This window comes from Tenacibaculum gallaicum (assembly GCF_003387615.1).
In the GTDB taxonomy this organism is placed as follows: domain Bacteria; phylum Bacteroidota; class Bacteroidia; order Flavobacteriales; family Flavobacteriaceae; genus Polaribacter; species Polaribacter gallaicus.
In genome coordinates this window covers 1-23,496 of the sequence record NZ_QUNS01000007.1, presented here as the reverse complement: position 1 = coordinate 23,496, position 23,496 = coordinate 1, and the positions used below count along the sequence as shown (strand labels likewise).

The 23,496-nt window shown below is 31.6% G+C and carries 16 protein-coding genes; 7 read left to right on the top strand and 9 right to left on the bottom strand.

Translation table 11 applies throughout. The features are described 5' to 3' along the window. The first annotated feature begins 2 nt into the window (after positions 1-2). The 6 genes from C7448_RS12320 to C7448_RS12295 all read left to right on the top strand — a co-directional run bounded on the left by C7448_RS12320 (position 3) and on the right by C7448_RS12295 (position 10,651). The gene (locus C7448_RS12320) at positions 3-1,613 is read left to right on the top strand and encodes a sensor histidine kinase (RefSeq protein WP_115901692.1); all 1,611 of its coding nucleotides are present in this window, start codon (positions 3-5) and stop codon (positions 1,611-1,613) included. Between the two features lie 96 nt (positions 1,614-1,709). Next, complete coding sequence (locus tag C7448_RS12315; protein WP_115901691.1) at positions 1,710-4,232, top strand: zinc-dependent metalloprotease; 2,523 nt, start codon at positions 1,710-1,712, stop codon at positions 4,230-4,232. Between the two features lies 1 nt (position 4,233). Beyond that, positions 4,234-7,533, top strand: coding sequence for a SusC/RagA family TonB-linked outer membrane protein (locus tag C7448_RS12310; protein ID WP_317124711.1), 3,300 nt, complete (start codon positions 4,234-4,236; stop codon positions 7,531-7,533). An 11-nt stretch (positions 7,534-7,544) separates the two neighbouring features. Then, positions 7,545-8,861, top strand: coding sequence for a RagB/SusD family nutrient uptake outer membrane protein (locus C7448_RS12305; protein ID WP_115901690.1), 1,317 nt, complete (start codon positions 7,545-7,547; stop codon positions 8,859-8,861). A 76-nt stretch (positions 8,862-8,937) separates the two neighbouring features. Continuing rightward, positions 8,938-9,951 carry a DUF4595 domain-containing protein gene (locus tag C7448_RS12300; RefSeq protein ID WP_115901689.1) on the top strand — a complete coding sequence of 338 codons (1,014 nt, stop codon included), beginning with the start codon at positions 8,938-8,940 and terminating at the stop codon, positions 9,949-9,951. 70 nt (positions 9,952-10,021) lie between these two features. Next, complete coding sequence (locus tag C7448_RS12295; RefSeq protein ID WP_115901688.1) at positions 10,022-10,651, top strand: M48 family metalloprotease; 630 nt, start codon at positions 10,022-10,024, stop codon at positions 10,649-10,651. Between the two features lie 52 nt (positions 10,652-10,703). Here the strand turns inward: C7448_RS12295 and obgE are convergent, their stop codons facing one another. The 3 genes from obgE to secDF form a co-directional block, all read right to left on the bottom strand. After that, positions 10,704-11,693 (bottom strand): GTPase ObgE, encoded by a 990-nt coding sequence (obgE, locus tag C7448_RS12290; RefSeq protein WP_115901687.1) that lies wholly within the window; start codon positions 11,691-11,693, stop codon positions 10,704-10,706. 104 nt (positions 11,694-11,797) lie between these two features. After that, positions 11,798-12,916 (bottom strand): adenylate kinase, encoded by a 1,119-nt coding sequence (locus C7448_RS12285; protein WP_115901686.1) that lies wholly within the window; start codon positions 12,914-12,916, stop codon positions 11,798-11,800. An 87-nt stretch (positions 12,917-13,003) separates the two neighbouring features. Further along, positions 13,004-15,982 carry a protein translocase subunit SecDF gene (gene secDF, locus C7448_RS12280; RefSeq protein ID WP_115901685.1) on the bottom strand — a complete coding sequence of 993 codons (2,979 nt, stop codon included), beginning with the start codon at positions 15,980-15,982 and terminating at the stop codon, positions 13,004-13,006. Between the two features lie 207 nt (positions 15,983-16,189). Here secDF and C7448_RS12275 point away from each other — a divergent pair, with 207 nt between their 5' ends. Further along, positions 16,190-17,866, top strand: coding sequence for a formate--tetrahydrofolate ligase (locus tag C7448_RS12275; RefSeq protein WP_115901684.1), 1,677 nt, complete (start codon positions 16,190-16,192; stop codon positions 17,864-17,866). Positions 17,867-17,953: 87 nt separating this feature from the next. On the opposite strand, the gene C7448_RS12270 is transcribed toward C7448_RS12275, so the two are convergent. From C7448_RS12270 to thrS, 6 genes are all read right to left on the bottom strand, one after another. Then, on the bottom strand, positions 17,954-18,994 hold the full coding sequence (locus C7448_RS12270; protein WP_115901798.1) for an XAC2610-related protein: 1,041 nt from the start codon (positions 18,992-18,994) through the stop codon (positions 17,954-17,956). 153 nt (positions 18,995-19,147) lie between these two features. Then, positions 19,148-19,732, bottom strand: coding sequence for a coiled-coil domain-containing protein (locus tag C7448_RS12265; protein ID WP_115901683.1), 585 nt, complete (start codon positions 19,730-19,732; stop codon positions 19,148-19,150). Between the two features lie 95 nt (positions 19,733-19,827). Further along, positions 19,828-20,172: a 50S ribosomal protein L20 gene (gene rplT, locus C7448_RS12260; protein ID WP_115901682.1), complete on the bottom strand. Its 345-nt coding sequence runs from the start codon at positions 20,170-20,172 to the stop codon at positions 19,828-19,830. Between the two features lie 92 nt (positions 20,173-20,264). Continuing rightward, a complete protein-coding gene (gene rpmI, locus C7448_RS12255; protein ID WP_099215431.1) occupies positions 20,265-20,462 on the bottom strand; it encodes a 50S ribosomal protein L35 in 198 nt (65 codons plus the stop codon). A gap of 44 nt (positions 20,463-20,506) precedes the next feature. Continuing rightward, positions 20,507-21,025, bottom strand: coding sequence for a translation initiation factor IF-3 (infC, locus tag C7448_RS12250; RefSeq protein ID WP_262510992.1), 519 nt, complete (start codon positions 21,023-21,025; stop codon positions 20,507-20,509). A gap of 73 nt (positions 21,026-21,098) precedes the next feature. Next, a complete protein-coding gene (gene thrS / locus C7448_RS12245) occupies positions 21,099-23,045 on the bottom strand; it encodes a threonine--tRNA ligase (RefSeq protein ID WP_115901680.1) in 1,947 nt (648 codons plus the stop codon). Positions 23,046-23,496: the final 451 nt, after the last annotated feature.

Genomic DNA, 23,496 nt, shown 5'->3' with positions numbered 1-23,496 from the left:
TTATGAAGTTTCCGTTAAAAAAAAGAAAGCATCAGTATTATCTCTTAGTAAGTGTATCATTAATCGTATTGTTTTTTATTGGATATAGATTAATAACTAATAAAATAACTTTAGAAGCTGAAGGCTTGATAGAGGTTGTTATAAAACAGTATGCAAAAGAAAAGGAAAGTATTTTGCAATTTGACTTTAATGAATTTAATAAATTTATTATTGATACTCAGAAAATTATTGAAAGTAGTGATGACTTAGATAGAAGTGAGCTCAAAAATAGACTACTTTTTAATAGTGAATTAGCTTTTTCTGAAGAAAACATAGATGTTAGCTTTGTTTACTTTCTAGAAGATAATGAGGTTTTAGATTCTTACTTTTTTGGTAGCATGGATGTTAATAAAAATGTATTAGAAAAGATAAAATCTCTTGAAGATAAAAATCAAGTTTTTGATACAATTTTAAGTTTAGGGGATAAAACATATTACCGAAAGGTTATCAAACATAAATTGCAAGATGGCACTTTCGTTGTTTTTGGTTATGATGTTAATTTACTAAACTATTGGGGTTATTTTTCACAAAAGTATATTGGAAAGGGAGGCTATGTTATTTTAACGAATAATGAAGGTGTATGTATGCTGCACCCTGAAATAGGATATATAGGAAAGTATGAAGCTTCTTTTTTTGATAAAGTTTCGTTGAATAAGATTGTTGAAAATTTTGAACCACACGATTATAAAAAAAATAAACAAGTTAAAGTAGCAGCGACTTCTGAATATTTGGATTTAGAGGTAATGCGCTATTATGATGTTATGCAAGTAGGTAATTCTGAATTAATTTTAATAACAAGCTTTCCTGTAAATATTTTAATTAATGAATCTATAAATGATATAAGAAGGTATTTACTTTGGATGAGTTTATTGGCTTTACTAACCTTTATGTTAATACTAGCTTTTTCCCGAAGTCAACTAAGAAGTCAGTATTTAAAAACGCTTCAGTACGAGCAAGAAAGAAAACGATTGGCTATAAGTAATGAACAGTATCAACAAAAAAATGCACGATTACAGTTAAGTCAGTTGCGAAAAAAATTAAACCCTCATTTTTTATTCAATACGTTAAATTCTTTACATGTTCTAATAGGTTTAGATAAAACAACATCTCAGCAGTTTGTATTAAAGCTATCTGAAGTTTATAGATACTTATTAAAAGACAGAGAAGCTAATTTTACTACTGTTAAAGAAGAACTACATTTTTTAAAACAGTATTTCTTTTTGCAAAAAATCAGATTTAATAATAGTATAAACTTAAGTATTGTAGATAATAGCGAGGAAGGTAAAGCATTATTGAAGAGAATTCCATTTCTAGCATTAGAAACATTAGTAGAAAATGCTATTAAGCATAATGAAATAACAAAAAAGAACCCCCTTTTTGTTGAAGTTTTAATTGAAAAGGATGTAATTGTAGTGAGTAACAATTATAACCCAAGAAAAGGTGAGAAAGAAGCAAGCTACAGTGTGGGTTTGAGTTATTTGAATAATTTTTATGCGTTTTATAGTGTAAATTCATTTAAAACAGAGATAATTGGAGGTGAATTCAAATGTTATATTCCTTTATTATCAAAATAGCAAAATTCACTCCTTTAAAAAGTTGTTTCACTCTCATTTAATTTTTAAAAAGAATCTTCAGTTCTACATTTGGTTTCTTGTTAATCAAGATAATTTATGAAGGGGTATTCTCAAATGAAGAACATTAATTTAAAAGTACTTAGTTTATTCTTGGTGTTTTTTACTACAATAGTAACAGCACAAAAGGAAGAAGAAAAAAAAGATACTATTAAAAGTATAAGTAAGATTTCATATAAGAAATTACAAAAGGAAGGAGGTAAAAAAGAGGGATTGTTTAATGTTTATAGATTAAAAGAAGACATCTATTTTGAAATCCCAGATTCATTATTCTCAAAAGACTTTTTAATTGTCAATAAAGTTTCTCAAGTTCCTTATGCACTAAACGGACACGGATTAAATAAAGGGATGTCTTATGAAACTAAATTAATTAGGTTTTATAAAGACACAGTATTAAATAAGGTTTGGGTAAAAACAATTAATCCAAGAGTAACTTCACCAAAAAATAATGCAATTACACTTTCGGTACATGATAATTTTGGCGAATCTATTATAGAGGAGTTTAAAATTGAGTCAGAAAACGAAAAGAAAACATCGGCATTAATTAAAGTAAACAGAGTTTTTAACGGAAAAGACAAAAGTTTTAATGATTTATTGTCAAATATAGGTTTAGGTGGTAGTGTTAAAACAAAACTATCTAAGATTGAGAAAGTAAAAACTTTTTCTAAAAATATAGTAGTAAAATCTCTTTTAACGACTTCTGTATCTGAAGGAAAAAGTGCGGCACTACCTTTATCTATTGGAGTTACAACCAATATAGTTTTGTTACCAACAAACATAATGAAGCCACGTTTTGGAGATAAAAGGATAGGGTATTTTAGCAAGCCTATGGATTATTATTCTGATAATCAGCATGAAGTAGAACATCGCGAATTAATTACGCGCTGGAGGCTTGAACCCAAAAAAGAAGATATCGAAAGATATAAAAAAGGAGAGTTAGTAATTCCTAAAAAACAAATAGTATATTATATAGATCCTGCAACCCCCAAAAAATGGATATCATATATTGAAAATGGAGTTTATGATTGGAATAAAGCTTTCGAAGAGGCTGGTTTTAAAAACGCAGTAGTTGTCAAACAAGTTACCAAAGAAGATAAAGATTTTGACATTGACGATGTTCGTTATTCTGTAATTACCTACGTGGCTTCAGAAAGACAGAACGCTATGGGACCTTCAATAGTAGATCCTAGAAGTGGAGAAATTTTAGAGTCAGATATCATTTGGTGGCATAATTTAATGAAAGGTCTACACCAATGGATTCGTGTTCAAACAGGACCTATAAACCCAGAAGCAAGAGCTAATGTTTTTTCAGATGAAATAATGGGGGAGTCTATTAAATTTGTATCATCTCATGAAGTAGGGCACACTTTTGGATTAAAACATAACATGGGAGCATCATTTAGTTACCCCGTAGATTCATTAAGATCAGCTAGTTTTACTAAGAAAATGGGAGGGACTGCACCATCTATAATGGATTACGCTCGTTATAATTATGTAGCTCAACCAGGTGATAATGTAACCGAAATTAGCCCGAAAATTGGAGTGTATGATAAGTATGCTATTAATTGGGGGTACCGTTGGTTAGAAGGAAAAACACCTCATGAAGAATTACCAATACTAAACCAGTGGATAAGAAAACATGAAAATAATCCATTATATTTTTATGGTCCACAGCAAAGAAAGGTTATAGATCCAAGGTCGCAAAGTGAAGATTTAGGTGATGATGCAGTAAAAGCAAGTGAGTACGGATTAAAAAACTTACAAAGAATTGTACCTAACATTTTAACATGGACAAAGGAGGAAGGAGAAGATTATTATAGAGCATCTAAGTTATATAAAGCAGTAATAGATCAGTGGGTACTATACAATAATCACGTTATGGCAAATATTGGAGGGATTTATATCAACAATACTATTTATGGTGATAATAAAAACACCTTTGTGCCAGTTCCTGTAGAAGTTCAAAAAAAATCATTAGAGTATATAATAAATAAAGCGATTTTGCCACAAAAATGGCTGTTTACCCCTGATTTAATTCATAAAGTATACCCTGTAAGAGATGCACCAGATGGTGAACGATTTTACTCTCCGGTCTCTATGCATCGAGCCTATCAAACAAACATGATTTATCGTCTTGTTGAAACAGATAGATTAATGCGAGTTACTGAAAACAAAGTGTTAACGTCTGATGATAAAAAAGTTTTTACAGAAGAGTATTTATTTAATGAACTTTTCGAAGCCATTTTTAAAAAAACGATTAAAAACAAACCTATAGATATGTTTGATCGTATGACTCAAAAAAACTATGTAGACGTATTAACTGTTGATAGAAACATATTATTAAAGAAAACAAAACAAACAACATTAACAAACGAACATAAGAACTTTAAAAATGTACACTTTACTTACATACCCAGGGTGTCAGATGCGGGTTCAAATAAAAGAGCAGAATTAGAAAGAATCTTAAAATTATTGAAAAAGAAAAGAAAGAAAGGGGATAAGGCTACTCAAAATCACTACAATGATTTAATAGCTAGAATAGAATATAATTTGAATAATTAAGATGATGAATAAAAAATTAATTTACTTACTGCTTTTTATACCATTTTCAGTTTTTGCGCAGAATACAAAAACAATAAGTGGAACAGTTATCGATGAAGCCAGAAATGAAACCCTGCCAGGAGTTAGCATTTATGCTTCAACTAAAATGATAGGGAATAAAACTAATATAGATGGAGTTATTCAGGCTTCTATGATTGGTACCACTACCGATTTTGATGGGAATTTTTCATTCAAAGCGCCAAAAGAAACAAAATATATTATAATTTCATACATAGGTTTTGAAACTGAAAAAATAAATGTAGAAAATAGAAGTACTAAGATGATAATAACCTTAAAAGAAAAGGAAGAGCTTTTAGGAGAGGTTGTTGTTATGGGGTATCAAAAAATAGAAAAGAGAAAAATAACATCGTCGTTTGCCAAAATAAAAACAGATGATGTTAAACGTGCAGGTACTGCTAATATAGATCAAATGCTTTCTGGAGAAATTTCAGGAGTACTTGTTCAGCCAACTAGTGGAGCACCAGGAGCACCAGCCAAAATTCAAATTAGAGGTACTTCAACTTTAAATGGTTCTTCAGACCCTTTATGGGTTCTAGACGGAATTCCTTTACAAGGAAATGATATACCTAAAGATTTTAGAGATAAAGATAATATAGATAATTTAAAATCTTTTCCAATTGCAGGAATCAACCCTGAAGATATTGAAGAAATTACGATATTAAAAGATGCCTCTGCAACATCTATTTATGGAGCAAGAGCGGCAAATGGAGTAATTGTAATTACTACTAAAAAAGGTAAAGAAGGAACGATGAGAGTTAACTTTAATGCAAGTACTTTCTTAACATTACGTCCCGATTTTGATAAGTTAAACTTAATGAATGCTTCTGAAAAAGTAGACTTTGAATTAGGTTTAGCTAGTAGGTCAGATTTAACTTACCAAAGCGAAAGAGGAGGAGTATCTCGTATTTTACAAGCCTATGGAGAATATGATAACTTTCAAAACAATGGTTTTTCAAGTATAAATCCATTAGCACAAAATGCAATCAATAATTTAAGAAATCAAAATGCTAATTGGGGTAATGAGTTATACCAAGCAGCAATAAATCAACAATACGGATTAACACTTTCTGGTGGAAGTGAGAAATCAAGATATTATTTCTCTTTAGGATATTTTGATGAAGAAGGAACTACAAAAGGAACAGGTTTAAACAGGTATAATCTTACTTTTAAAAATGATTATGATCTAAACGATAAATTAAATATAGGGGTATCGGTTTTTGCTAGTAGAAACAAAAGTACATCGTACATTACAGGGGCAGATGCCTACACAAACCCAGCAAATTATTCAAGAAGAGTAAATCCATATTTTACGCCATTTAATGCTGATGGTAGTTATAATTATGATCCGGATTTAATTGAAAGATCAGAATTAAACTTAAGCTATAATCCGTTAGAAGAAAGACAGAATACAAATCAAGAACTAACATCGTATTCTATTAAACCTATCATAGATCTTACATACGAGTTTGATAATACTTTAAAGTTATACACTCAATTAGGTATGCAGTTTGATTTTGACCAAACTGAAAAATTTGGAGATAAAAATAGTTACTATACTAGAAAATATAGATTTGGGTCTAGATATCAAGATGAAGATGGAAACGATGCTTTTTTTATGCCAGATGGAGGTATAAATCAAAACTGGAATAGTGATGCTTTTCAATACAATTGGAAAACAACTTTAAATTACAACACTTCTATAAATAATATTCATGAACTTGATGTGATGTTAGGTACTGAGTTTAGAGAAGACAAGCGTACAGAAATTCATACAAAAGGATTTGGTTTTAATAGCAATACTTTAAGAACCATACCAATAACAGATGAAAGAGCTCTAGGAAATGAATTGTTTAATCCTTACAAAAAAACAATTAATGAAAATGCATATGCATCTTTCTTCGGAACAGCTTCGTATACTTACGATAGAAAATATACAATCTTTGGAAGCTTACGATATGATGGTTCAAACTTATTTGGAGTAAATCCAGAGTTTAGATACTTGCCTTTATGGTCAGTTGCAGGTTCTTGGAATGTAGCTAGAGAAAGCTTTTTTGATGTAGATGCTATTAATGAGTTTAAAATAAGAGGTTCATACGGTGTACAAGGAAATATAGATAAATCAACATCTCCTTTTGTAGTGGGAGATTATAAAGATGAAATTATTTTACCAGGGAATTCTGAACAAGGAATTAATGTAATATCTGCCCCTAACAAAGATTTACGTTGGGAAAAAACAATCTCATCAAATGTAGGGTTTGACTTAGGCTTATTCAATAATAGATTATACGTGTCAGCAGATTATTATTATCGTAAAAGTTCTGATTTAATAGGATTGCAAGCAATACCACTAGAATCTGGTTTTAACTTTATTAATACAAACTGGGCAACATTAAGTAATAAAGGTATTGAATTAGCAATAAACTCTAGAAATATCGTCAAAGAAGATTTTAAGTGGAGTACAAGCTTTAATATATCACATAACAAAAATACTGTAGAAAGAATTCAAACCAAAGAAAACGATTTTAAACCTTCTTTATTAGGATACGGAGTAAATGCAGTTTTTGCAATAAAAACAGCAGGTTTAGATAGTAATGGTTTACCGCTTTTTTGGAAAGATGGAAAAAAAGTAACAGCAGTAGATTTTTATAATCTATCAGAAGGGGTTGATGGAAGCCAGTTAACAAGAGAAGAGCATAGAGATTTATATACTTATGTGGGTAATGGAGATCCAGAGTTTAGTGGAGGTTTTATAAATAAATTTCAATACAAAGATTTTAGTTTAAGTATTGCAACCAATTTCAACATAAACCAAACTATAAAACGAACACCTTCGTATCACCCAACGCAAATAAGCCCAACACATAATTATAATAAAGAAGTTTTAAAGGCAGGTACAGGGAATTACCCAGGTTTTATAGGAAGTGCAACACCAGGTTTTGAAACAGATTTAGTGTACAGTTGGTATCATACTTACGATACAGGTAATACATACAGAGATTTAGATATTTGGGTGGATAAAATTTCATATATAAGAGTTAATAGCATAAAGTTTGGATATAGTGTTCCAAGCAAATATCTAGAAGATATAAATGTTTCAAGATTAAGCTTTAACCTAGAAGGAAGAAACTTATTTGTTTTCGGAACAGATTATGATGGATATTTCGACCCAGAAACCTTTGGTAGTCCATATTCTCAACCAATACCAAAAATTATTTCTTTTGGATTTAATCTTTCTTTTTAAAAAATACAGAAATGAAAAAACATATATACATATTATTAATTAGCATAGTAAGCATTGTTTCTTGTGATGATTACTTAGATATAGAGCCAGTAGGACAAGTAATACCAAAATCGGTTGAAGATTATAGAAGCTTTTTAACAACAGCTTATGCAACAGAAAAAAACAACTATATATTAACTACTTATAGAGGAGATGAGCTTCAATTAACTAAAGCGTCTTTTGCGTCTGAACTGTACGAAGATCTTTTTATTTGGAATGATGCCAGTGCGTCACCACTAACAACACCTTTTTCGTATGCTAGTTTCTATAAAATAATTTTTCATGCAAATCATGTTATAGAAAAAGAAACAGAAATTACTGGAGACGCAACAGCAATTACCCAATTAGTTGGGGAAGCTTACGCTTTACGAGCACTACAATATTTTCAGTTAATTAATTTGTATGCAAAGGCATATGATACAACAACTGCAAGTAATGATAATGGAGTTCCTATAGTTACTGAATATAACTTAGACCAAAAGTATGACATTCAATCAGTAGAAGAAGTATATACACAAATATTAAGTGATCTTTCTAATGCCGAAGCACGTTTAAATATAGAACAGCAAGCTTCTGGTTTTAACTATAGATTTTCAAAAATTGCCTTAAAAAGTCTAAAAGCTAGAGTGTATTTGTATAAAAAGGAGTGGCAAAAAGCTATTGACGCAAGTAAAGAAGCCTTAACCATAAAAAATACAATACAAGATTTAAATTCAGATAATTCCATGATGCCTTCAGAGTTTAATTCAATAGAATCTATTTTGGCGTTAGACATAGTATCTTCTAATAATATCACTACCGATGCTTCTATTTCTGATCAATTTTTAAATAAATATGATAGAATAAACGATTTAAGATTTAATATTTACTTTAAGAAAGACGGAACAGTTTACAGAGCTGCTAAAACAGCAGACATTAAGTACAAATCAACTTTCAGAGTAGCTGAACTATACTTAACCTTAGCAGAAGCGTATACACAATTAAACGAATTAACATTTGCAAAAGAGCAACTGTTAGTATTAGTAAAGAACAGGTATACACCAACTAAAGTTACAACTTATACCACTTATATTAATTCATTAACAAAGCAACAGTTATATGAAGAAATATTAGACGAGCGTGCACGTGAATTTGCAATTGAGGGGCAACGTTGGAATGACTTAAAAAGAACTACGCAACCTGAAATAACAAAGTGGTACGAAGGAAAAAATTATACCCTAAATAAAAATGACAGTAGGTATGTTGTACAGTTTCCTAACGATGCTAAGATAAACAACCCAAATTTTTAAAATAAAATATCCGGCAAGTATCAAACGGATAAAAATAAATTGATACTTAATTACTAATTATTTAAATATTTACATTATGAAAAAAGTTTTCCCTTTTTTGTCTTTAATTATTGCACTTGTAATAGTAAGCTGCTCTAGTGATGATAACGATAAAGTAGTACAATCATCTTTAAACAGTATTACAAGTCTTAAAATAAACTTTGAAGGCTTAAGTGAAGATGATGTTATATACGATTTAGGAAATAACATTACAATAAGTGTTCCTTTTAAAACAGATATTACAGGTTTAGTTCCTAATATTACCATATCAGATAAAGCTACTATTTCACCAGCCTCAGGAGAAGCGGTAAATTTTGTTGACGGTGAAGCAATGCCTTTTACTGTTACTGCAGAAAATGGTGATGAGAAAGTATACAATGTTACTATTAATATTCGTGGAGAAGTAGGTAGTGGTTCAAAAATTCAAACCTTCCTTTTTAAAGATGATTATAGTGAGAGCCTAACTACTTATACGTATGATGATGTATCTAATTTTATTAAATCATACGCAATTGAAGAAGGAGGAGCAACCACAACGTACACATTGGTATATGATGACAAAAACCAAGTAATTGAAGTTAAAACTGATGCAAAAAGTACTATCTATACCTACAATGATGCAGGTTTAATTGTAAGCGCTATTGAAAAAGAAGATGGAAAAGAAATTTATACTTACACTTATACTTACGATGCGGATAATAGATTAGAAAAGAAAGAAAGAGTAAACAAAGAAAATGACAAAGTAACTAATACAAGTTATACATACAATGAAGAAGGGAATGTAAAGTCTCAAACTATTGGAACTGGAACATTAGAAAACACATATGATGACAAAAATAATCCTTTTAAAGGAGTATATCCTTCAGCTTTTGCTAAAATTAACGTAGGAACAGGGTTAGATGGAGTAAATATTAATAATCCAGCACAAGGAAGTTTTTCAAGTGATACACCTGTAACATATACGTATAATACAGATAACTACCCAGTAACAGCATCATATGTAGTATTTGGATTCATTAACACTGACATTACGTACACTTATTTTGATTAATTGATTATTCCCCTAGTTAAGCACTCTTAAGATTTATTTTAAGGGTGTTTTTTTATGCAAATTTATTATTATGAAAAAAATAACCATATTACTAATAGCTATTTTACTAATTGGCTGTAAAACAAGTGCTATAAAAAACGAAGATATAATTGTAGAGCTGACAAAAGAAGAACAGCTAAATAAACTGTATCAAGAAAGAATAAAACCTTTATTTAGTTCGTACAAAGATATACAAATACCTAATGAGTTTAGGATAGACAAAGAAGATAACTCTATTAATGCTGGAGCAGCAGACAGTTATATTGAAGTAAGTCAAGGCTTGGTAGACTATGATAAAGAGTATATAAAAGTTTATGTATTATCTCATGAGATAGGTCATATTGTAACACTTAATCAAGCAAAAAAGTTTGAATTAGGTTCGCAAATACCTTCTGGAATTAAAACAAATGATTACAAAAAGGCAGAGTATTTAGCAGATTTAATAGCTATACATTTAATGTTAACTAAAGAAAAAGTTTTAGGAGAAGAATTAAAACAGAACTTAGAAGTAGTTCAATCTTTATTAGGACCAGAAATATTTACACATCCAAGCGCTGTAGATAGAGTGGCACTAATGAGTGAGTATATAGATAATAGTACTCAAGAAAATGCTGATGAATCCTTTAAAGAAATATTTGGAAAAATCTGGAATATGGATTAAAAAAAACACCTCGTAGAGGTGTTTTTTTTAAAGTTTATCTTGTTGAAAATAATTAATTCAACATTTGCCAGAGTTTATCTTTCAACTCCATTAAGCCCTGTTGGGCTACAGAGGAGATAAATAAGGCTTCAATACCTTCTGGTAAATCTTGTTTAATTTCTTCTTTCAATTCGTCGTCTAACATATCTGATTTAGAAACGGCTAACAAACGATCTTTATCCAACAATTCAGGATTGTGTTTGCGAAGTTCATTCAGTAAGATTTCATATTCCTTTTTTATATCCTCACTATCAGCAGGAATTAAAAAGAGTAGGGTAGAGTTACGTTCGATATGACGTAAAAAATGATGCCCTAAACCTTTTCCTTCTGCAGCACCTTCAATAATTCCAGGAATATCTGCCATTACAAAACTTTGATGATTTCTGTATTCTACAATTCCTAAGTTAGGTTTTAAGGTTGTAAAAGCGTAATCAGCAATTTTTGGTTTTGCTGCAGTTATTACCGATAATAAAGTAGATTTTCCAGCATTTGGGAAACCTACTAAACCAACGTCAGCTAAAACTTTCAATTCGATACGATACCAACCTTCTAGACCGTCAATACCTGGTTGAGCGTAGCGAGGAGTTTGGTTGGTAGGTGACTTAAAATGCCAGTTACCACGACCACCTTTACCTCCTTCTAATAAGATGATTTCCTCACCATCATCTATTACTTCATATAAAATTTCGTCGGTATCAGCATCTCGGATAATAGTTCCTAAAGGAACAGGAATAATAACATCGTTACCATCAAAACCTGTGCTTCGGCTGCTGCTACCGTCACCACCGTGTTCAGCTCTAAAATGACGTTTAAACTTTAAATGAAAAAGTGTCCACATATTTTTATCGCCACGAATAATTACGTGTCCGCCACGACCACCATCTCCACCATCAGGACCACCTTTAGCAACGAATTTTTCTCGGTGCAGGTGTGCAGATCCACGCCCACCTTTACCGGATGATGCGTAAATTTTAATATAGTCGACAAAATTTCCTTCAGTCATCTCTTCTATAATGTTGTTCCTACGAAAGTAGGAATCTTGTTAAAATTATATTCTTTAATACGGTGAATTTCTTGTTTTTACAGGAAATTATAATGTATTGTAATTTATAACGTATCAAATACGTCAGATAAACGCTGTGTAATCTCTTCAATAGAACCAACACCGTTTACACCATAGTAATTGCCTTGTGTGTTGTAATACTCTTTTAAAATAGCTGTTTTAGTGTTATATTCGTTAAAACGGTTACGGATTTTACTTTCATCCATATCGTCTGAACGACCACTAGTTTTTCCTCTTTCTAGTAAACGTTCAACCAATAAATCTTCTGGTACTTCTAAAGCAACCATTCCGTTAATACGTTCACCTTTTTCAGCTAAAAAAGTATCTAACGCTTCTGCTTGTGATTCTGTACGAGGGAAGCCATCAAAAATAAACCCAGCAGCATCGGCATTTTTATTTACCTCCTCTTTTAACATGTTAATGGTAACTTCATCAGGAACTAAATCTCCAGCATCAATATATTTTTTTGCTAATACACCTAGTTCAGTTTCATTTTTGATATTAAATCGGAAAACTTCTCCAGTTGAAATATGTATTAAATTATATTTTTCTTTTAAAACTTCTGCTTGAGTACCTTTTCCTGCACCAGGAGGGCCGAATAATACGACGTTTTTCATATTGGGTTGTGTTGTTAATTGATAAATAGCAGGCAAATTTCTACCATAACCTTTGTAATCTAATCCATAACCTACAATAAATTTATCGTCAATACTTTTTCCGATATAGTCTATATGTAACTCTTTACGATAAACATCAGGCTTGTAAAAAAGTGTTACTATTTTTAATTCTTTTATGTTTTTTGTTTTAAAGATTTCATAAATCTCTTGAAGGGTTGTACCAGTATCAATAATATCTTCTAAAATTACAACAGTACGACCAGATAAATCTTCGTTAAGACCAATTAAACTCTTTACATTTTCTGTTGAAGATGTGCCTTGGTAAGAAGACAGTTTAACAAAGCTAATTTCACAGTTTCCTTTATATTGGCGTAAAAAATCAGCACTAAAAACAAAACACCCGTTTAAAATACCTATAAAAATAGGAACTTCATTTGAAGGTAAATCGTTTTTTAACTGTTCAGCCAAAGAGCTTACAGTAGTAGAAATTTCATCAGCTGAAATAAATTCTTTAAAGTATAAATCGTGGAGTTTTGTAATTTTCATCAGACTGCAAAGATAGTTGCTTGATATTAAATGAAAAAACCGTTTTGAAGTTTATTCAAAACGGTTTTATGTATGTTTTTATATGAGTTACTTGTTTTCTTCTTTTTTAGAAACGTCAAACATAATTGGCGTTGCAACAAATAGAGAAGAATAAGTACCTACTACTACACCTACGATTAATGCGAACATAAATCCTTTAATACTATCTCCCCCAAAGAAGAAAATAGCTAACATTACTAATAATGTTGTTAAAGAGGTGTTGATAGTTCTTCCTAACGTACTGCTTAATGCTTTGTTAACTAAGTTAGCAGTAACTGTATTTTTACCTTCGGTAAATTCTCTAATTCTATCAAAAATAACCACGGTATCGTTCAATGAATATCCTACTACAGTTAAGATAGCTGCAATGAATGACTGACCGATTTCCATATCAAATGGCATAAATTTGTAAAGTAAAGAGAATACACCTAATACTACCAATACATCGTGGAAAACAGCTACTACTGCACCGATAGAATACGCCATTTTTCTAAAACGTAATAAGATATATAAGAATACTACGATTAACGACCCTAATACTGCCCATAAAGCGGATTGCTTAATATCATCGGCAATGGTAGGTTCTACTTTCATATAACTCATAATTCCATTTCCTGCTTTTTCAAAACCAGGCTTGAAATTTTCGTAAGTTGTATCTCCTAAGTAGGGTTTTAAACCGTTATATAGAGCGCTTTGTACAGTTTCATCAACTTCAGTACCTACTTCATCAATTTTAAAAGCAGTAGTAATTTTTAATTGGTGATCAGAACCATAAGTTTTTACTTCCGGAGCAGTTCCAAATACGTCTTTTAAAGCGTCAGCTACTTCGTTACCTTTCATAGCTTCATCAAAGCGAACCACATATGAACGCCCTCCTTTAAAATCAACTCCTTGCTTTAAACCTACAGTAAAAATAGAGACTAAACTTATTGCAATAAAGAATCCTGAAATGATATAAGCAATCTTGCGCTTTTGTAGGAATTCAATACTAATGTTTTTAAACCAGTTTTTAGATATGTTAGTGTTAAATGTTAAATTACTTCCTTTGCTAACAGCACCATCTATAAATAAACGAGTAATAAAAATGGCTGTAAATAATGAAGTACCAATACCTAGCATTAAAGTGTAAGCAAAACCTTTAATAGGTCCAGTACCAAAAACAAATAAGATAACACCTGTTAAGAACGTGGTAATGTTAGCATCAATAATAGCAGATAAAGCTCCTTTAAAACTAAACCCTTCTTCTACTGATTCACCTAAGTTTTTACCACCATTTAAGGCTTCTTTAATTCTTTCGAAAATAATTACATTGGCATCTACAGACATACCTATGGTTAAGATAATACCCGCAATACCAGGTAATGTTAAAACAGCTCCAAAAGAAGCTAACCAACCATAGATAAATAAAATGTTCACTACTAGGGCAATATTAGCATAGATACCAGCTTTACCGTAGTATAAGAACATCCAAACTAAGACTAAAATAATAGCTAGTCCGAAAGACCATATACTCGCATCAATAGATTCCTTACCTAATGAAGGCCCTACTACTTCCATTTGGATTGCTCTTGCAGGAGCAGGTAATTTACCAGCTTTTAAAACTGTTGCAATATCTTGTGCTTCTGTAACAGTCATCGTACCTCCTGATATTTGAGTACTACCATTAGGAATTACACCATTTACAACAGGAGCAGTATATACGTAGTCATCTAAAACAACAGCAACAAACTTACCAACATTTTCGCTAGTCATTTTAGCCCATTGCTTAGAACCAGAACCATTCATTAACATTGATACAACAGGCTTACTTAATTGGTCGTAATCCTGTTTAGCATCAGCAATCACATCTCCATCAATAGGAGCTTTGTCTTTTCTGTTAGATTTAATTGCATATAAACCAATAATTTCTGTTCCATCAGCACCAGCTTGAGACTTGTAATCCCATAAAAACTTAGTGTATTTTAAGTTATTAGGTAATAAAGCTCTTACCTCTTTGTTGTGTAAGAAACTATTTACTTTCGCTGTATCTTGAACCCTAGCTTGCGCAACTAAAGAACTTACTTGCTGTGGGCTTTGAGCCACATTTGGGAATAAGTAAGTAAATAAATTCTTTTGAGTTTCAACATTTGTTGAGTCAGCAGATTCACCTAATAAGTCATCAATATCGTTGTCTGCTTTAGCTGTGTCTTTAACTTGTTTAGTAGCTGAGTCATCTTTTAACATTTCAGCAACTTTAGCATTGGCTGTAAAGAAAAAATTTTGAACGTCAGCATTAGTATGTACTTCCCAAAATTGTAATTCAGCTGTGCTTTGTAAAAGTTTTTTAGCACGATCAATATCTTTTGCTCCTGGTAATTCTACCTGAATTCTACCAGAGTTTCCGATTCGTTGAATATTTGGTTGTACAACTCCAAATTTATCAATACGGCTACGTAATACTTCAAAAGCAGTGTTGATAGAAGTGTTGATTTCTTCTTGTAAAGTCGATTTAACCTGCTCGTTTGTTTTGTTGAAGTCTATTTTATCACGTAAAGCTTTCGTTCCAAAAATACTTGGGTCGCTTAATTTAAGGCTGCCATTACTCAATTTTTCGAACTCGTTGTAGAATAAATCTAAATAATTCTCTTGACTGTCTTTTTGAGCTTCATCAGCATTAGCTAATGCTTGCTTAAAAGTTGTGTTTTGAGAATCGTTAGATAATCCGATTAAGATATCTTTTACAGATACCTGTAAAATTGCATTGATACCCCCCTTTAAATCAAGACCAAGGTTCATTTCCTTGTTTCTGACGTCATTATAAGTGTATTGTGTAAACCACAAATCTACTACCTCCTTGTTAGCTACGCTATCTAAGTATTTTCTTTCATATCTAGCCAAAGCTCTACCATTGTTATCACTAACATTAGCCTTAGCATACTGTTTCGCACTATCTTCTACCTTATTGGCAAAGAACGTAAACGATAATTGATAAATACTTACCAAACCAAAAAGTATAGCAAATAATTTAATTAATCCTTTGTTTTGCATTGTAAATAATTTAAATCGACTTTATTTTAAAAACGTGCAAATATAGCGTTTCATTAAAAGAAAAGCGAATTCTTTTACCATATTTATGTGATTAGATAATAATTAGGGAATATTTGCTAACAAATGTCAGTTTTTACAGGAATTATATTACGTATATTTACCTACTTTTTAGCAAAATAAATAACTTAAAATTTTAAACAATTTGCCATGGCGCATTTAACCGATATCGAGATTGCTCAAGCAAAAGAATTACAACATATTAAGCATATAGCAAGTAAGTTACAAATAGAAGAAGATGATTTAGAAATGTATGGGAAATACAAAGCTAAATTACCCCTAAGCTTAATAGATGAAGAGAAAATAAGAGAAAATAACTTAGTATTGGTAACAGCATTAACTCCAACGCCAGCTGGCGAAGGAAAAACTACTGTTTCTATAGGCTTAACAGAAGGGTTGAATAAAGTAGGGAAGCAAGCTACTGTAGTGTTAAGAGAGCCTTCATTAGGGCCTGTTTTTGGAATCAAAGGAGGAGCTGCTGGAGGTGGATACTCTCAAGTAGTTCCAATGGAAGATATCAACCTACATTTTACAGGAGACTTTAATGCAATTGAGAAAGCGAACAATTTACTGTCAGCTTTAATAGACAATAATTTACAAAGTAAAGCGAACAATTTAAATATTGATCCACGAACCATTTTATGGAAACGTGTAATTGATATGAATGATCGTGCATTACGTCAAATCACAATTGGTTTAGGGGGTACAGCAAATGGGATACCTCGTGAAGATGGGTTTAATATTACGCCAGCATCTGAAGTAATGGCAATTCTTTGTATGGCAACTTCTTTTGATGATTTAAAAGAGCGCTTGGGAAATATTTTTATAGGATTTACATTTGATAAAAAACCAGTTTTTGCTCGTGATTTAAAAGCACAAGATGCAATGGCTATCTTGTTAAAAGATGCAGTAAAACCAAACTTGGTACAAACGTTAGAAGAAAATCCAGCAATAATTCATGGAGGACCTTTTGCAAATATAGCACAAGGGACAAATACAATTATTGCGACTAAAATGGGATTATCTTTATCAAATTATGTGGTAACAGAAGCTGGTTTTGGGGCTGATTTAGGAGCAGAAAAATTCTTAAACATTAAATCACAATATGCAGGGTTAAATCCTAAATGTGTAGTATTAGTTGCTACTATTAGAGCATTGCGTCACCATGGAGGTTCTCCAAAAGAAGAATATAATACGCCAAGTTTAGAACGTGTGCAAAGCGGATTTAAAAATTTAGAGAAGCATATTGAAAATATTAGAAAGTTCAATATTGAGCCTGTCGTAGCAATAAACTCTTTCATTTCTGATTCTGATGAAGAAGTACAGTTTGTAATTGATGCTTGTGATAAGTTAAGAGTACAAGCTGTCGTTTCAGAAGGATGGGCGAAAGGAGGAGAAGGAACTAAAGATTTAGCAAAAGCTGTAGTTGACGTAGTTGAAAATAAAGCAACACAGTACAAACCACTGTACGACTGGAAGAGTCCAGTAAAAGAAAAGATAGAAACTATAGCTAAAGAAGTTTATGGTGCAGACGGAGTAACTTATGATAAAAAGGCAGAGCTAAACCTACGTAGAATTGACCGTTTAGGGTTTAACGACTTTGCTATTTGTATGGCAAAAACGCAAAAATCATTTTCTGATGATGATAAGTTAATTGGAAAACCTGAAGGGTTTACGATTACGGTTAGAGAAATTGAGATTGCGGCAGGAGCACAGTTCATCATTCCAATTTTAGGAAAAATGATGCGTATGCCAGGGTTGCCTGCAACACCGGCATCTGAAAATATGACGATTGATAACAACGGAGTAATTTCAGGGTTGTCATAATAAATACAATGCTAGATAATGGTAGTTTTAACAAAAACCCCGAGTGATAAACTCGGGATTTTTGTTAAAACTATTTGAAGCTAAAACTTATTCGCTGATAAGATTGTTTAGTTCTGTGCCTTTTAAAGTTTTTAAACTTCCTTTTATAGAGTTTAAATTTCCTTTTAAATCGTAATTCTTACCATTTACAGTAACAAGTATACCAATACTATTAACTTTGTTTTCTTTACTTTTTTGATAGATTTGGTAAGTTGCACTCCTGTTTTTAAAGGTTAATGTATTATCTGTTTTATTGAGGTTGAAATTATAATTTTCTTGCATCATTTCAAGAGGAAATGAAAACTCTACAACTCCGTTAGGTTTTACCAAGGCATAATTAAGTACTTGATTATCGATGCTGAATAGAACAACTTGTTTTTGGTTTCTAATAAGTTTGAATGATAATATTTCAGAAACACCATCATATTTAAGGTTTAATGTTTTAATAATTTTTGTGTTCTTTTTATTACCATTCCACTGTGTTGTAGTTGTAGAGAAAAAAGGAGCAAATGCAGCGTTTTCTTCTATAATTAAAGTAGGAGTAGGTACGTCGTTAACGACTTTAAAAGTTGAATATTGATGCCAGCAACAACCACTTTTTGTGATAGTGTGAATAGTTTTTGTTTTGGCGTTCGTTTGAAACATACCACAATATTCTTGCGCTAATCGAGTAAACTCAGGGCTAAATGTTAGTTTGTTGTTAATTTCTAGATAGACGTTAAAAGATGGTCCATGATAGCAGCTAAATTGTCCATTCATAATGGCTAAATCTTTAATACCATCAAAATTGAAATCTTTAGATATTAAAATACTTTGTTCTCCATATGGAAGTTTTAAAATATTAGTTTTAACATGTTTTGTAGCTTCTAATTCAAAAGTTAATTCGTCGGATTGAATTTCTATTATTTTTGTATTTGTTTTAGATTCAAAAATAGCAATACATCCTTTTTTAAAAATTTCATTTTCATAACCTTTCTCAATAGTCAACAATCCTTTATACTTATTTGAGAAACCTTTAATTTCATATTTGTTTTGGCAATAAATGCTGAAAGAAATCAAAATAAACAATAGAGTAAAATTCTTTTTCATTGATGTATTTGTTAGGTGTAGTAACTTTAAATAGCTTTTTTCTAATGACAAAACTATCTTAAAAAGGGAAGAATACAAATATAAAAAGCAACCCTTAGTTTACTAAAGTAGCCGAACAAGAGTTGCTTTTTTATGTAAATCAGGGATGGAATATTAATTCACACCACGTTGTTTATTAATTTCGTCTTGTAACTGTCTACGTAGTTTTTGTTCTTTTTCAATAGACTTTCTCTTATACTGCTCAAACTCCTCTTCAGTATCAGTTAGTAAACTTTTAGTCTCTTTAGTAATTACATTACTGTTTTTAAACCTGTAGATAAAAAAAGTTAACCCAGCAAGTAAAACAAAAATGATCCCCCATACGATAGAATTGTAAGTGGATTTGTTTAGAGGAATACCAATAAAAGAAATAGCATCCTCCTTGTCAATAGAAGTGGTTAAGTCTTTATTTAATGTATCTATTTTAGTTTGTAGTTCAGTAATACTTTTTTGCTGCTCATTTATTTTTACTTGTTTAGCAGCTGCATCAGTTTTAATAACTTTTATACTATCTAAAATACTATTCTGTAGTCTTAAGTATTCATTTTTTTTTACAACCTTATAAATTTGATAGTTGTTTGATTTTTTGTAAAGCTCTTTAAATTGGTTTTCAACAGTATTGGGCTGCTCAATAGAGCTGTCTTGAGCAATAATACTTTGAGTAAAAATAAAGATGAATACTATTTTAAAAAATTTCATAGGATTGATATTTTAGTTCAATTGATGAATATAGATGGTTTAAAAAAACCCAAACGTTAAAGTTTGGGTTTTTAGTATAAGCAAGGTTATGAAACTTATTTTACTTTTTCTACAACGGCCTTAAAAGCTTCTGGGTTGTTCATAGCTAAATCAGCTAAAACCTTACGGTTTAACTCAATGTTATTAGCTTTAACTTTACCCATAAACTGTGAGTAAGACATTCCGTACTGACGAGCTCCAGCGTTAATACGTTGGATCCATAATGAACGGAAGTTTCTCTTATTGTTTTTACGGTCACGGTATGCATATAGCATTCCTTTTTCAACCGCATTCTTTGCTACTGTGTAAACGTTTTTACGACGTCCAAAGTAACCTTTTGCTTGCTTCAAGATTTTTTTTCTTCTATTTCTTGAAGCTACTGAATTTACTGATCTTGGCATAATTCAAATGTGTTTTTGTAGTAGGCGACTTATTTAAAAGTTCTTCATGTGCCTAACTCCATGGTTAATAATTAAATTCCCTGTGCTAACAATTATTTTAAAACTAATTGTTGCTTAATGTTAGCTTCATCTGACTTGTGTACTAAAGTCGAATGAGTTAATGCAAGCTTACGTTTTTTAGACTTCTTTGTTAAAATGTGACTTTTAAACGCGTGCTTTCTTTTGATTTTCCCAGAACCAGTTAACTTGAAACGTTTTTTGGCACTAGACTTTGTTTTAATTTTAGGCATCTTTGTTCTTAGTTTTATCTTGCTTATATTATCGTTGTATTTGTTTATTTAACCTTTTTAGGGGCAATAAACATAATCATACGTTTTCCTTCCAATTTAGGCATTTGTTCTACCTTACCGTATTCTTCTAATTCTTGAGCTAATTTTAGTAGTAAAATTTGTCCTTGTTCTTTAAATACAATTGAACGTCCTTTGAAGAATACAAAAGCCTTTAATTTAGCTCCGTCTTTCAAGAACTTAATAGCATGCTTCTTTTTAAATTCGTAATCATGTTCGTCAGTCTGAGGTCCAAAACGAATTTCCTTAACGGTAACCTTAGTCGCTTTAGACTTTAAGGCTTTTTCACGTTTCTTTTGCTCATATAAGAACTTTTTGTAATCAATAACTTTACATACAGGAGGAACAGCTTTAGGTGAAATTTCAACTAAATCTAATTCTAACTCTCGTGCAATCTCTCTAGCTTTAGCTAATGGATATACACCAACTTCTACGTTATCGCCTACAAGACGAACTTCTTCAACATGTCTAATTTTTTCATTAATTCTATGTTGATCTTCTTTAATTACTCTCGCGGGTCTTCTACCGCCTTTTCTTCTAATTGCTATGACTTATAAATTTTAAATTACTATTTATTTTTTAACTTCCAAAAGGAACTAATGTTTTACTAACTTCTTTCTGTATTAGAGAAACGAACTCTTCTATAGTAAATGTTCCTAAATCACCTTCACCATGTTTTCTTACAGATACTGTGCCGTCTTTTTCTTCCTGTTCTCCAACAATAACCATAAAAGGTATTTTGCTAACTTCGGCATCGCGTATCTTTCTTCCTGTCTTCTCGTTACGGTTATCAACGAGGGCGCGAATTTCGGAATTTTCTAACAAAGTTAAAACTTTTTCTGTATATTTTTGATATTTCTCACTGATTGGCAGTACAATAACTTGCTCAGGAGTTAGCCAAAGCGGGAAATTACCTCCTGTGTGTTCTAGTAAAACAGCAATAAAACGCTCCATAGAACCAAATGGCGCACGGTGAATCATTACAGGTCTGTGTAATTGGTTGTCAGCGCCCTTATACTGTAAATCAAAACGTTCAGGTAAATTATAATCTACTTGAATAGTCCCTAATTGCCAACTTCTGCCTAAAGCATCTTTAACCATAAAGTCTAATTTTGGGCCATAAAAGGCAGCTTCGCCTTCTTCAATCACATAATCTAAATCTTTATCTTTTGCTGCATTGATAATTGCTTGTTCTGCTTTTTCCCAGTTTTCAACTGAACCAATATACTTGTCAAGATTATCCATGTCTCTAATAGATACTTGTGCAGTAAAATTTTCAAAACCTAAAGAACCAAATACATATAGTACTAAATCAATCACATTTTTAAACTCTTCATCTAATTGTTCAGGGGTACAAAAAATATGAGCATCATCTTGAGTAAAACCACGTACACGAGTTAAACCATGTAATTCACCACTTTGCTCATATCTATATACAGTACCAAATTCAGCAAAACGTTTTGGTAAATCTTTGTACGAATAAGGTTTGTGATTATAGACCTCACAGTGATGCGGACAGTTCATCGGTTTTAATAAAAACTCTTCGTCAGCCTTCGGAGTAGTAATCGGCTGAAAACTATCTTCACCGTATTTAGCATAGTGTCCTGAAGTTACATATAGTTCTTTCTGACCAATATGTGGTGTCATTACCATTTCGTAACCAGCTTTCTTCTGAGCAGCTTTTAAGAAATCTTCTAAACGACCACGTAAAGCGGCGCCTTTAGGCAGCCATAAAGGTAACCCTTGTCCAACTTTTTGAGAAAACGTAAATAACTCTAACTCTTTCCCAAGTTTTCTATGGTCACGTTTTTTAGCCTCTTCAAGTAGTTCTAAATATTGCTTTAACTCTTTTTGCTTAGGGAAAGAAATTCCATACACACGAGTTAACTGATTGTTCTTTTCATCACCACGCCAATAAGCACCAGCAACATTCATAATTTTTATAGCCTTAATAATTCCTGTATTAGGAATGTGTCCACCACGACATAAATCAGTAAAATCACTGTGATCACAAAAAGTAATGTCACCATCTTCTAACCCTTCAATAAGCTCTACCTTATATTGATTGTCTTGGGCTGTATAATAAGCTAAAGCATCAGCTTTAGAAATAGAACGTAGTTTAAATTCTGCTTTTTCACGAGCACGTTCTAAAAACTTCTTTTCTATTTTGTCAAAGTCTTTTTCTGAAATAGACTCGTCTCCAAAATCAACATCGTAATAAAACCCATTTTCAATAGCAGGACCAATAGTTAATTTCGCATTAGGATAAAAATCTAAAATAGCTTGAGCCAATACGTGAGCAGAAGAATGCCAGAAAGCTTTTTTCCCTTCAGGGTTGTTAAATGTATATAAAACTAACGAGCCATCTGTGGTTAAAGGAGTAGAGGTTTCAACGGTAGTTCCATTAAAACTCGCAGAAATAACATTTCTAGCTAAACCTTCACTAATACTTCTAGCAACATCCATTGGAGTGCTGTTCATTTCAAATTCTTTGACGCTCCCGTCGGGTAATGTAATCTTTATCATTATATAATATAGTTGTTATAAATAATTTCCTTACAAGTGGAAATTTTGAATCGCAAAGATATTGTAAAAGCATTTTTCCTACAATATATATATAATGTATTTCACATAAGATGATTTGTTGGTGTGGGCGTTCCACTTTGTTGCATGTTTCCACTGCGTTCCAACAATACAAAGTGTCGGGCTTTCCGTTATATCTTTTGTTTAGGCTGCTAAATACAGCCAAGACAAAAGGATGCCACTTTAATCCTTAACGCGAGTTGTCTACCTATATATACAATCTAAGTATAACAAAGCTTTCGATTAATTAAGGTGTTTTACGGGTAAAATGGATAAATCAGGTTTAAAATAGGATATACTTACAAAAAACTTTTTGGGTTAAAATATTGTGGAGTAGCGATTTAAAAATTGGTTGTAAAAAAAAGGCAAAAAAAGTAGTTGTTAAGTGGAAAAA